Genomic DNA, 13,134 nt, shown 5'->3' on the forward strand with positions numbered 1-13,134 from the left:
GTAAAACGCTTCCATTATATGTTTCTTATTGTAGCATTAAAATACAATCTTTTGTCTACTACTTATTATATTATGAATTTTAATTAAATTCGAAGATATGGATTGATTGTATAACCTAATATCAAAAAATGTTTTATATAAAGATTTAAAAGGTGCATTTGAAGTGAAAATATTCTATGTTACTCAAATATAGTATTTTTGATATTTATATAAATATTGTGATAAACATACATTTTTACGAATGTTATTAGAAGTATTTTTATTTTAAAAGTGTAATTGTACAATTAAAATTTATAAGCGTCAAAATCTTTTTATATCAGTATTTTAAGCTTAATATTGGGCTGTTATATATATAAGTTAACAAAAAAGTTGTGATTTATTGTTTAATTTGATGATTATTTTTGTATAATATATGCATGTAACAAAATTATAAGGGGAGGAGTTTGTTTCATGTTTATATTGGGGACATCATTATCGAGTCAAGTAGATCCAAATTGGCAAACATATATTATGCTAGGTGTTTATTTTATTATTTTATTAGGCATAGGATACTATGGATTTAAACAATCTACGAGCAACGTAAGTGAATATATGTTAGGTGGAAGAAATATTGGTCCATATGTAACGGCATTGTCTGCAGGGGCATCTGACATGAGCGGTTGGATGATTATGGGATTACCAGGAGAAGTGTATTCAACTGGATTATCTGCAGCATGGTTAGCCATAGGCTTAACAATTGGCGCATACATAAACTATTTAGTTGTAGCACCTCGTCTTCGTGTTTATACGGAAAAGGCTGGGGATGCAATTACACTACCAGATTTCTTTAAAAATAGAGTGGATGATAAATCTAATCTGATTAAAATAATTGCAGGTGGGATTATCGTTGTATTCTTTACTCTTTACACTCACTCTGGAATGGTTTCAGGAGGAGTATTGTTTGAAAGTGCTTTTGGATTGAATTATCACTTTGGTATGTTATTAGTGGCAATTATAGTTATTGCATATACATTCTTCGGAGGTTACTTAGCAGTATCATTAACAGATTTTTTCCAAGGGGTTGTTATGATTATTGCTATGGTAATGGTACCGGTAGTAGCGATGATGCAATTAAGTGGTCTAGATACCATATCACAAGCAGCAGAATTAAAACCTACAAATTTAGATTTATTTAAAGGAACAACCTTTATAGGTATTATTTCTTTCTTTGCTTGGGGGTTAGGTTATTTTGGTCAACCACACATAATTGTTCGTTTTATGTCTATCAAATCTATTAAACAATTACCGACAGCAAGACGTTTTGGTATAGGTTGGATGGCGATTAGCTTACTTGGTGCAGTGGGTGTTGGACTGGTAGGTATCACTTTTGTAAATAGCAATGGACTTGAATTAAAAGATCCTGAGACGTTATTTATTTTAATGGGACAAATATTGTTCCATCCACTTGTTGGCGGATTTTTACTTGCTGCCATTTTAGCTGCTATTATGAGCACGATTTCTTCGCAATTGTTAGTAACATCAAGCTCATTAACAGAAGATTTTTATAAGTTGTTTCGTGGTGAAGAAGCCGCTAAAGAACATCAAAAAGAATTTGTATTGGTCGGGCGTATATCAGTTATAATTGTTGCGATTATATCTATATGGATTGCATGGTCTCCTAATGATACGATTTTAAATCTTGTAGGTAATGCTTGGGCAGGTTTTGGTGCAGCATTTGGGCCACTAGTGCTCTTGTCATTATATTGGAAAGGTTTAAGTCGTACCGGCGCTATTAGCGGTATGTTGTCGGGTGCAATAGTAGTTATACTATGGATTGCATTTGTTAAACCACTAGGAGATATAAACGATTTCTTTAATTTATATGAAATCATACCTGGCTTTTTAACAAGCCTGATTGTTACATTCATAGTTAGTAAATTGACTAAGAAACCACAAATTGATGTAGAAAATGATTTAGCTGATGTACGTCGAATTGTTAAAAATAAAGATGAACAGAGTGAATCATAATTTAAAAAGGGGTTTAAATTATGATTGATATTCACATGTTCAGCACAACATTATAGTGTTATTTAATAAGGGAGAAATTTTATATAGATCGTGAAAGGCTAACTTCAAAGGGGGAAGTTAGCCTTTTTTATGTCAAATATTGATAACGTGATGGATATTAAAGCTATAAGTGTAAAAACGCCCTTGTCACAATGATTTTATTATTGCGATAAGAGCGTAAATTTTATTTTACTGAATTTAAATGCGTTAAATTAGTCAGCTAATTTTTATGCTAAACAGACACGTTCTTATTGGACACGGTCTTTTTTGAAAAGTCTATAAAAGACAAAAATCACCGCTAAAATAATAACGACATACATAATATACGAATAGGTATGTAAACCATTCATTAATACATCCCAACTACCACTCAATAATTTACCTAAATAAATTAAAGCGAAATTCCAAACGGTTGTACCAATTAATGAAAGAATTGTAAAAACTACAACATTCATACGATTGATTCCTGCTGGGATAGTAATAAGTACACGTAAAACTGGTATAAAGCGACAGATGAACACTGCAATGGCACCATATTTCTTAAACCAATCGTTCGCACGTTCAACATCTTTGCCTTTTAATTTAATCCATTTGCCATATTTATCAACGAAACGATATAAACGCGTTTCAGAAACAAGTCTACTTATATAATAGAGGACAAGTAAACCTATCAATGATGCAATCGTTGAAATTGTAAAAAGAATGGGTATAGATAATCCTGATTTAACAGACATTAGTCCTGCAAAAGTTAAAATAATTTCAGAAGGTATGAAAGGTAATATATTTTCAAATAATATTAATATTGCAATGGCAGCATAGCCCCATGTGCTAATAAAGTCGGTAAGTATTTGTTCCATAGCTCTATGATTGGCTCCTTTAAAATCAAACTTCGTTAATTTTTGTACATCTTCAAGTATAATCTAAAATACTAAATTGTCCATGGAACATACATAGGGCTCAAGTATGATATTGTGGTTGGTTTCATATAATCATGTAAAAAACAAAAAAGTTATTGTAAGCGATTTCATGTTGTGGTAATATCGTTTAAAACAATAGGTCATATGATGACTGGTTATTAAAGGGAGAAAGTTGGAGAGAAATGAAAGAAAAAAGAACAAATATTAGATGGTATTTTGCAATAGCATTTTTTATTATCGGAGTAATTGCTTATATGGACCGTTCCAATATATCTATAATTGCAGGGCCGATGATGGAAGACTTAAACTTAAATAAAACACAATTCGGCTTATTAGCATCATTCTTCTCATTGGGCTATGCATTGATGCAAGTGCCATCTGGGTTTTTGGCTGAAAAATTTGGGTCAAAAAAATTATTAACTATTGCACTTGTTTGGTGGAGCGCTTTTACGATTTTAACAGGTATTGTAAAAAATCATGGTATGCTTTACGCCGTACGTTTCTTATTCGGTATCGGAGAAGCACCAATGTATCCTTCTAATGCTGTATTTAATACAAACTGGTTTGCAAAAGGTGAAAAAGGGCGTGCGTCTAGTGCGTTGCTTGCTGGTTCATACTTTGGGCCTGTAATTGCTCCAGTCGTAACGATAGCAATTGTAAATATGTTTGGTTGGCAAGCGGTATTTTATATATTTGGTGCGATAGGTTTTGTTATCGCTATATTATGGATGGTAATTGCAAAAGATTTACCAGAACAACACAAGATGGTAAATGAAGCAGAAAAAAATTATATTATTGAAAATAGAGATGTTATAAAGACAGAAAAATCGAACGCACCATGGAATATCTTTCTCACGCGCTTTAGTTTTTATGCGATAGCAGCACAATATTTTGTAGTACAGTTTGTAGTTTCATTGTTTTTAATTTGGTTACCTACATATCTTACGGAACAGTATAAAGTGAAACTTACTGATCCTGATATGGCTTGGGCAGCAGGCGCTCCTTGGATAGCAATGTTCTTACTTATACTTTGTGGAGGAGCAATTTCAGATAAACTGTTACAAAGTGGTAAATCCCGTTTTGTGGCACGTGCATCAATTGCGATTATTGGTTTCTTAGTATTTTGCATCTCACTATTTATGTCTTTACAAACAGACAATCTAGTAGTTAATGTATTTTGGCTATCATTATGTCTTGGAGGTATTGGGATTGCTACAGGAATGAGTTGGGCAGCAGCGACGGATTTAGGACGTAATTTCTCTGGTTCAGTATCAGGTTGGATGAATCTGTGGGGGAATATTGGTGCATTATTAAGTCCGTTATTAGCAGGTATGATGGTTGATATTGTGGGTTGGACGATGACATTAGAATTAGTAATTATCCCAGTAGTGTTTGCGATTGTTATGTGGTTCTTTGTAAAACCGGATCAACCTTTAATTATAGAAAAAGAAAATTTATAAAGTTTAATTATTTGTGTTTTTTAATCATCCCCTAGTATAATAATTATACTTATGAGGAGGAGAAAAATATGATTACTATTAATGCAATAATGAAAATTGACCCAACTAAAAGAGAAGGTTATTTAGAATTGGTAAAACCATTACTTGAAGGTGCTAGCACTGAGGAAGGTTCATTATTTTATAAACATTTTGAACAAACTGACGAACCTAATACTTTTGCCTTTATCGAACGTTACAAAGATGAAGAAGCTGTTGAAGCACATAACAATTCTGATCACTTTAAAGCATTCTTTGCTGAAGTAAGTCAATATTTAGTTGAAAAACCAGATATTAGCGTTTCTCAAGATCAAACAACATAAATAATTATTTAAAACGTATTGAAATAATAAGAGAGTGGGATAGAAATCAAAGTTGAATTTTGATTTCTATCCCATTTTCTTTATCTTGAGAAAGATAAGCAAGATACTGTTTTAATCATATTAATAAGAGTATAATTTTATGTTGTGGGTAATATAATAATGATTTTGATAGAGAAAAGTAGTTTTAGGAGTGTAAAAATAATGTTATATCAACATGGTACTTTAGGAACGTTAATGGCGGGTTTATTAGAAGGTACTGCAACAATTAATGAAATTTTAGAACATGGTGATTTAGGTATAGGAACACTCACTGGTTCTGATGGTGAAGTGATTATATTAGATAATCAAGCTTTTCATGCAAATGAATATGGAGAATTCAAGGAGTTGAAGGGCGATGAGCTAACACCTTTTGCAACAGTTACGCCATTCCAACCAGACGATCAATTTGATGTTCGTAATATAACTGATTCTGAAACATTATTGAATAAAGTACAACAAAAGGCTTTAAGTGACAATATTTTTATCGCTGTAAAAATAACTGGCAAATTTGAAATGGTACATGTGCGTATGATGCCAAAGCAAGAGAAACCCTATACGAAACTTATTGAATCTGCTAAACGTCAGCCAGAATTCACGCATGAACAAATAGATGGTACAATTGTTGGTTTTTATGCGCCCCAATTATTTCATGGTATAGCTGCTAGTGGCTTCCACTTGCACTTTGTAGATAATCATAAATCAGTCGGAGGGCACGTACTAGATTTTGAAATGAATCATGGTATTGTTGAATTGAGTAATATAGAGACATTAGAACAACATTTCCCAGTAAATAATCAAACTTTCTTAGAAGCAGATATTGATTATTCAAATGTAGAAGAAGATATTAAAGAAGCCGAGTAGAAATAGCGACCATTAATTTTTAGTTGAATAAGTTTAAAAGGGTTCATACTAATCACATCTAGAAGAATTTAAAAAAAGTGTTAAAATAGAGAAGTAATACTTCTAGATAAGTATATATATTTAAGATGACTTTATATATTTTATTAAACTAAATAAGTTAGGAACAAATTCACTAAATCATATGGCTATTTAATAATCACGCGTATTAATATAGTAAGTAATGTTACTTGTTGTTTAAGCTGGACATAGCAAATCGATTTTCTGACAATTAAGATGGCATGTTTCAATACAAGACTTTTAACTATTTAATCAGCCTTATGAGGGCGGGAATAGGAAATCACATCTTTGATTTCTGTCCCGCTCTATTTATGTGGCGAAAGATTTAATAAAATTATACATATCATTGTAAAATAAAAATAGAAAAGGAGATGTTTGACCATATTGACTAATTATATAAAATCTTTACTACGGTTCGATTCGATGAAGATTGATGTATCAAAAGGAATTAGACAATGTATCTTAATGTTAATTCCTTTACTTATTGGTTATGTCACTGGCTATTTTTCTATAGGGCTACTAATTTCAACTGGTACTTTGGCACATATCTATGTCTTTGGAGGTCCGGCTAAATCTAAATTACGCATGGTGCTTTTTTCAGCAATAGGTTTATCTTTAGCTATGGTTCTAGGAACTCTAACCGTTAGCCAACCAATCATATTTGGTGTATTACTTTTAGTTGTTTCGGTAATACCATACTACATCTTTAGCTCTCTTAATATCCCTGGACCGTCTTCCACGTTTTTTATCGTTGCATTTAGTTTGCCAATCAACTTACCTGTAGCCCCAGAAGAAGCTTTAACAAGAGGCTGCGCAATGTTTGTCGGAGGGCTATTAGCGACTGTTATTGTGATATTAGTAATATTGTTATCCAAAGAATCTACAGAGTCAAAAGCAATTAAAAATGATTACAATATTATCAAACAATTGATTTATAATTTTGATGATGCAAAGGCATTTGCTAAAGCGTCACAATTTGCAGTAACGGCATTTAGAAATTCAGATATTCAACTCATCACATCAAGTACAGCGAAATCAAAAGAGTCAGCAGAGTTTCAGCGTCTGTTATTGTTACATAATACTGCACAAGGTATTCATTCAGAATTATTAGAGCTGAATGAAAAGGGTGCACGCCCGTTGCCAGAAGAAGTAAAAGAGATGGCAGATTATGTAATTAAACGTGTTTATTCGCATGGTAATACAACGCGTCAATGGACACAAAAAGTAGAAGTAGATGCTGTATACCAAAATTTAGTTGATAGTATTATTAAAGTAGATGCGATTATGAACGCAGACAGTGAACGTGTGGAACATGAAATAGATATTAGAGTACCAATTTATGGACAACGCATGATGCAAAATTTAACGTTAGATTCATTTGTATTTAGAAATACAATACGTTATACCGTCATCATGGCAATTGCTATTTTTATAGCGCTCATGTTCGATTTTGAAAAAGCTTATTGGATTCCATTAAGTGCACATACTGTATTATTAGGATCCACTACATTGCATAGTTTTGAACGTGCAGGGGCTAGAGGAATTGGTACTATTATTGGTGTGTTATTCTTATCATTAATATTATTAGCAACGCCGCCAATTCCTGTAGCAATTATATTATTAGCTGTTGCAGCAGGCATAACTGAAATGTTCGTCGGTGCCAACTATTCGTTTGCAGTGATATTTATTACAATACAAGTTATTTTATTAAATGGACTTGCGTCTAATCATTTGACTATCTTAATTGCTTTACCAAGAGTAATAGATGTTATAGTAGGTATCCTCATTGCTGTTATTTGTTTGCTATTTATTGGGAGGAAAACAGCTTCATCTATGTTGCCAGATACTTTAGCAGCAGTTGCTAGAGATGAGGCATTAATTTTCCATTATCTATTCTCAAGTAATAAATATGCTTCAAGAGAACAAGATAAACATGAAATGCTAAAACTTAGCGTGAAATTAAATAATATGACGCAAGTTTATAATAGTGCAAACGGTGAAATATTTAGTGATAAAATGGTGATACAATACTATTATCCGAGTATTTATGCATTGGAAGAAATCAGTTTTATACTAACCAGAGCGTTAAGTAATGAACAGCGTTACCATATAGATGATGATACGATGGGAGACTATTTATTGGTTTTTGAGAATATTGCTAAACACTTTGAAAGAGGTAACCATATTCAATGGAAAACATTACCAAATTTACCTCAATATGCGCATATAAAAACGTCACTGCTGAGTATTCAAACTAATTGTATGAATGTAAGGCAAGAGGCGTCATTATAACTAAATCTATAAAATAAGCCACCCTTTGCTACTTTGTTAGCATTAAGGGTGGCTTGTTTTATAGAGAACCTCAGTTCTTATATTGAATATAATAAGGTGGAGTAGACTTCGGTTTGTCTTGGGTTAGACTGTCGGTAAGTGTAGGGAACTAATTATTATTATTATATTCCTTAGCCTTTGCTTCGCTTTCTTGTTTTTTCGTTTTGATTGCATCTTGAGCATCTTCTTCTCTCTCAGCACGTTCTTTTTCATCTTCGTCCATCTTTTGATACCGTTGTTTTTGTCGATAACCATATGTACTTTCTAATATCTGTGATTCATTATTTAAACCAGCCCCAATTGCGCCAGCAACGGTGGAAATAGAAGTTGCAAACCATGCGAGATTAATATAAGTAATGAAGTTAGCAGAGCCTTTTAACTGTAGCGTTTGTCCTAAATAATCTGGTGGTAACACTACTAGTGAAGCCAATAAAAAAAGACAAAATAAAATTAAGTAATAAAAAACAATAGATACAGTTAAAGTTAAAGTAGTTGTTAAATTATATAACATTGTTATTTGTTTATTGTTACTTTCTGTTGGTGATTCCCATAAATTATGTGCAACAATAATCCAAACCATCATACCTAAAATGGCAACCAACATAATTAATAGCATACGCCATGCAGAGTAAACAAAACTTAAATTCCACATCGTTGTAAAAACAATACCAAAAGCGCCAGTGGTGAAGGCGATCGCAACTATATTACTAAGACTTTTTAACATATTAAACGGATTATTTGCAAATGTCATACCACTAATTAAGCGAAATGAACCTTTTGTACTTGAAGAAACGTAATATAACGTGTGTTGAGAATTGGTATCTTTAAAGTATTCAGTTTTTGTGACTAAGTTTGAAAAGGGGAATTGAGCATTCAATTGTTGTTCACTTTCATCTTCAACTTCCATTTGTTTCATAGTTGAGTCCTTATATTCATTAATAGCTTCAATGATACCTAATATAGAGCGTTGGAGTCGTTTTTTTATAGGACGCCAACCGTAAGAAGGTATAGAAATTAAACTTGCGCCATTGCTACTATTGATATCAAACGCGACAGCATTTCCGTTTCTAATGATGGGTAAATCGGTTAGGCCAATTGTATATTGCCATTCATTGTTATTTTGGTAATCAGAAATCTTACGAAATATTTTTTGAACAGTTTCAGCAGAACCAGTAAGAGGGTCGATGATTGTCTCAATTTGCCATTCATTATCTTCAGAAAAATATGAAGCAAGCAATTCTGGTAGCTCTTTTTTTAGATGATAAGCAATTTTTTCAGTTACGCCTGGAGCTGCAACTAAGCCGATTTTCAGGATATTACTACACATCAATTACGCTCCTCTCTATGTGTTTGTTTTTCTCCTACGTAAGAGTGATGTTCTTCGTGTTTACCATAAATATCTTCTTCTTCTTGTTCTAACTGTTTATTTCTATAATATTGCCTAAATGAATAAGTTACACGCTTAATTTTCTCTGCATTCTCCACTGTTGAACCCATTGCTCCTGCCAAGATACCTAGAGAAGTTATAAACCAAATTAAATTAATATAGTTAATTAAAGTAGGTTCTTTACTGTTAAGTGTTGTCCAGTTTGAAAATAATTCTGGTGGGACAAAGAGTAAAGTACTAACTGTTAGTAGTAGAAATAAGCTTAAAAAGTTAAAGAGCGTGATGGTAATTAAAGTGGTCACTGTAGTGAAATTATAAATATATCTATATAGTTTTTGAGTTTTAGGGCTTTGTCGTTCCCATAAACTATAAGAATAAATTAGCCAACCCACCATCCCGAATATAGACAACAGCGTAAGTAATATAAAACGCCAATAATTATAATCTAAACTTAAATCCCACGGGGTAGAAAAAATTGAAATATAGGTTCCTGTAGCGAAAGAAACTGAAATTATTTTTTTGAAATCAAAAATTGCAGACCATGGTTCGTTGGCGTAAGTCATTCCAGCTATCAAATGAAACCATCCTAAAGTGGTAGACTTTACAACGATGCGTTCGTGATTTTGATCATCGGTGTCTTCATTAGGTATTACAGTATTGAATTGAGTTAATTTAAAGTCTCTCTTATTTAGAAGTTGTTGGTCAGAACTGCCATTGTGTAATAATTGAATGACATAGGTAATGAAATGTTTCAACTTCTTTTTAAGTTTAATTGAGCCTAAGACGGGCAATGAGATAAGTGCAATATTATTGTCATAATTAATATCACAGACAACTGTTTTATGATTAGAAAAGTTGGGCAAATCAGTAATACAAACGGCGTAATCCCATTGTTTTTGCTTTTTCATGTTAGCTGCTATATCCATTGCTTTGTCCATATGTTCAGCAGTACCAACTATAGAAGCAACATGCTTATCAAAGCGCCAATCTTCATAATTTGTCTGTTCCTGAATTGCTCTCGGTAATTCATCGTATATTTTATTTATCATTTTATGTGGCATATCAGGTGAAGGGATTAAACCAACTGTGATATTTGCCATAAAAGCCCCTCCAGTATGTATAGAATTTATCAACTTCATATATGTACTACAATTCCCTTTATGACAACGAGTAATCATTATTAGCTTTACATTCTATAAAATGAGTTGAGTGCAATGAACAGTTTATACTAATTTATTAGTGGTAAACAATAAACAAGAATAAAAAGATTGGAAGTGGTGTTCATGCCTTGGACAATGGAAGATTATCCTCAAAGTTGGAAAAATTTTGATGAGTTAGAACGCAAAAAGGCAATTGATATAGGTAACGCTATGTTAAAAGATGGTTATAAAGAAGAAAACGTAATTCCTATCGCAACCAAACAAGCCGAATCATGGTATAAAGATGCCTCAGACAGTGAATTAAAAGAATTAAAAAACAAAAAAATTACACAGCATAAACAAGATGACTCAGCCAATCCGAAATTAAATCAAAAAGATGTACATGTATATTATGAAGACGACGAATGGAAAGTTAAATCAGATGGAGCGAAACAAGCCTCAGATACCTTTCCAAAAAAAGAAGATGCAATGAAACGAGCACGTAATATTACAGATAATAGAGAAACAGAAATTATAGAGCATAAAAAAGATGAATAACTAAATGTATTATTCATAAGATTATATAATCGTTGAAATAGTAAAACAGTTTTTGACATAAGTAGATGTTGAGGACGATTTAGTCTTTAATTCTTAGCCATACGCGTTGGGGCGGGACGGTGAAATCATTTCAGCAAAAATTGATTTCTGTCTTGCTCTTTTTATTTGTAATTACATGAATAATAATTGACTAAATTAAATAAAGTTTGGCAATCATTGCGCGTTCAATATGGTGGAAATTATAGAGAAGTTTAGCTTTATATTTAAATTATAATTTAGAATTAGCTATAATGCTCTGTAAGAAGTGATTAATTGGAGGTACGAAATATGTACATAGAACGTAAACCTTCGTTAAATGTAGACGACTTGAAGGAAGAATTTAAAGAAAGTATCGACCATATCAATGAGTCGGAAGAGGCTCTTGAAATGGTTGTTGGTTTTGTTGCCTTGGAACAACTATATTCTTCAGCATTAAAAGAAGTAAGTACAAAACTAGATATATTAGATGATCAATTTCAGCAGATGTACAAACATAACCCAATACATCATATGGAACGTCGTGTTAAAGAGATGAGAAGTTTGATAAACAAATTAGCACGTAAGGGTTGTGATATAAGTACAGAATCTGCAAAAGAGAATATATTAGATGTAGCTGGTATCCGTGTAGTTTGTAATTATTTGGATGATATTTATGTGATTGAAGATTTATTGCTTAAACAGGCAGATGTTAATTTGATAAAGCGTAAAGATTATATTGAATATCCGAAAGAAAATGGATATCGGAGTTTGCATATTGTAGTGACTATCCCCGTTTACTTAGCGCATTCTATGGAACTTGTACCAGTAGAAATACAAATAAGAACAATAGGAATGGATATGTGGGCTAGCCTAGAACATAAAATTCGTTATAAAAACAGTGAAAATACAGAAAAATATAGAGCTGTATTGAAGCAATGTGCAACAGATATTACTTCTGTAGAAGGCAAATTACAAGATATATATTCAGAAGTATTTAAAAATTAAATGAATTGCTTGCTGATTACGTAACGTCATCATGTATATTTTTATTGAGGAGGTGTAAAAATATGACTCAATATCAAACAGGTGAATTAGCAAAGCAATGTGATGTCTCAATAAGAACAATTCAATATTATGATAGAAAGGGCTTAATAACTTCAACTAAGACTGAACAGAATGGAAGACGAGTGTTTGACGAGCAAAGTAAGCAGGACTTAGAAATAATTTTAATCCTTAAGCGATTTGGATTTAGTTTGAAAGATATTAAAAAAATTACCGTAGAAGAGAATAAATTAAAGTCGGTACGATCAATGATTGAACAAAGAGCATTAAATATAGAATATGAAATTAAGAGGAACCAAATGCTTTTATCAGAAATAAAGCAATTTAAAAATTATATCGATAAAGATTCTCAGGCACCATTAAATAAATTATTAGAAACTAATCAATATGTAACAAATAAAGGTAACATGAACATATTGACTCGTTCAATCATATATAGAGTGTTACCAGTTGTGATTGTACAATATACAGCCCTATTAGCAAGCGTTATTACGAGAAAATGGTGGCCCAGTATTAGTGTATTACCGTTTTTAATAGCTTTTGCTGTCTATTTTACACGTTTTATCTATAAGCATTTGATGTATGTTTGTCCAAATTGCCAGGAGGTTTTTAAGCCAAATATAAAGTCTTGGCTCTTTGCATCGCACACGCCAAAGACTAGAAAACTACAGTGTCCTAATTGCTGTGAGACTAGTCATTGTATGGCAATAAGACAGAAAATGTAAAAATTTAAACGCGTTAAAACAAGTTTAATTATATTAAAAAATACAAGAGTTTACACATCTGTATTAGCCTTAATAAAAAATTTTTATCGGCATATTAGGTTTGAAAAACCTGATGTGCCGGTTTTTTATGATGTAAAGCATATCAATCAATAGTTGCAAGCGCTTGCAATATTGA

At 32.2% G+C, this 13,134-nt stretch carries 11 protein-coding genes; 8 read left to right on the top strand and 3 right to left on the bottom strand.

All coding sequences use genetic code 11. From position 1 onward, the window contains the following. Positions 1 to 450: 450 nt before the first annotated feature. Positions 451 to 2,007 (top strand): sodium/proline symporter PutP, encoded by a 1,557-nt coding sequence (putP, locus tag ACW5YJ_RS03830; protein ID WP_153672113.1) that lies wholly within the window; start codon positions 451 to 453, stop codon positions 2,005 to 2,007. Between the two features lie 287 nt (positions 2,008 to 2,294). Here putP and uptA read toward each other — a convergent pair whose 3' ends face one another. After that, positions 2,295 to 2,903, bottom strand: coding sequence for an undecaprenyl phosphate transporter UptA (gene uptA / locus ACW5YJ_RS03835; protein WP_107551904.1), 609 nt, complete (start codon positions 2,901 to 2,903; stop codon positions 2,295 to 2,297). 242 nt (positions 2,904 to 3,145) lie between these two features. On the opposite strand from uptA, the gene ACW5YJ_RS03840 reads away from it, so the two are divergent. The 4 genes from ACW5YJ_RS03840 to ACW5YJ_RS03855 all read left to right on the top strand — a co-directional run bounded on the left by ACW5YJ_RS03840 (position 3,146) and on the right by ACW5YJ_RS03855 (position 8,031). Next, positions 3,146 to 4,423 carry an MFS transporter gene (locus ACW5YJ_RS03840; RefSeq protein ID WP_017723116.1) on the top strand — a complete coding sequence of 426 codons (1,278 nt, stop codon included), beginning with the start codon at positions 3,146 to 3,148 and terminating at the stop codon, positions 4,421 to 4,423. Positions 4,424 to 4,491: 68 nt separating this feature from the next. Next, positions 4,492 to 4,782 (top strand): putative quinol monooxygenase, encoded by a 291-nt coding sequence (locus tag ACW5YJ_RS03845; RefSeq protein WP_017723117.1) that lies wholly within the window; start codon positions 4,492 to 4,494, stop codon positions 4,780 to 4,782. Positions 4,783 to 4,983: 201 nt separating this feature from the next. After that, the gene (gene budA / locus ACW5YJ_RS03850; RefSeq protein ID WP_017723118.1) at positions 4,984 to 5,682 is read left to right on the top strand and encodes an acetolactate decarboxylase; all 699 of its coding nucleotides are present in this window, start codon (positions 4,984 to 4,986) and stop codon (positions 5,680 to 5,682) included. 480 nt (positions 5,683 to 6,162) lie between these two features. Next, on the top strand, positions 6,163 to 8,031 hold the full coding sequence (locus ACW5YJ_RS03855) for an FUSC family protein (RefSeq protein WP_228065272.1): 1,869 nt from the start codon (positions 6,163 to 6,165) through the stop codon (positions 8,029 to 8,031). A gap of 148 nt (positions 8,032 to 8,179) precedes the next feature. Here ACW5YJ_RS03855 and ACW5YJ_RS03860 read toward each other — a convergent pair whose 3' ends face one another. Together ACW5YJ_RS03860 and ACW5YJ_RS03865 are read right to left on the bottom strand one after the other, a co-directional pair. After that, positions 8,180 to 9,397 carry a 5,10-methylene-tetrahydrofolate dehydrogenase gene (locus tag ACW5YJ_RS03860; protein WP_457338510.1) on the bottom strand — a complete coding sequence of 406 codons (1,218 nt, stop codon included), beginning with the start codon at positions 9,395 to 9,397 and terminating at the stop codon, positions 8,180 to 8,182. After that, complete coding sequence (locus tag ACW5YJ_RS03865; protein ID WP_107551907.1) at positions 9,397 to 10,557, bottom strand: hypothetical protein; 1,161 nt, start codon at positions 10,555 to 10,557, stop codon at positions 9,397 to 9,399. The genes ACW5YJ_RS03860 and ACW5YJ_RS03865 overlap by 1 nt, the downstream gene beginning before the upstream one ends. Before the next feature lie 183 nt (positions 10,558 to 10,740). Between ACW5YJ_RS03865 and ACW5YJ_RS03870 the strand changes: the two genes are divergently transcribed. From ACW5YJ_RS03870 to ACW5YJ_RS03880, 3 genes are all read left to right on the top strand, one after another. Further along, complete coding sequence (locus ACW5YJ_RS03870; RefSeq protein WP_017723123.1) at positions 10,741 to 11,154, top strand: DUF2188 domain-containing protein; 414 nt, start codon at positions 10,741 to 10,743, stop codon at positions 11,152 to 11,154. Positions 11,155 to 11,481: 327 nt separating this feature from the next. Beyond that, positions 11,482 to 12,177 carry a GTP pyrophosphokinase gene (locus tag ACW5YJ_RS03875; protein ID WP_017723124.1) on the top strand — a complete coding sequence of 232 codons (696 nt, stop codon included), beginning with the start codon at positions 11,482 to 11,484 and terminating at the stop codon, positions 12,175 to 12,177. Between the two features lie 62 nt (positions 12,178 to 12,239). Further along, a complete protein-coding gene (locus tag ACW5YJ_RS03880) occupies positions 12,240 to 12,959 on the top strand; it encodes a MerR family transcriptional regulator (protein WP_457338511.1) in 720 nt (239 codons plus the stop codon). The last annotated feature ends 175 nt before the right edge of the window (positions 12,960 to 13,134 follow it).

It is taken from the genome of Staphylococcus sp. mip270_02, from assembly GCF_054031535.1.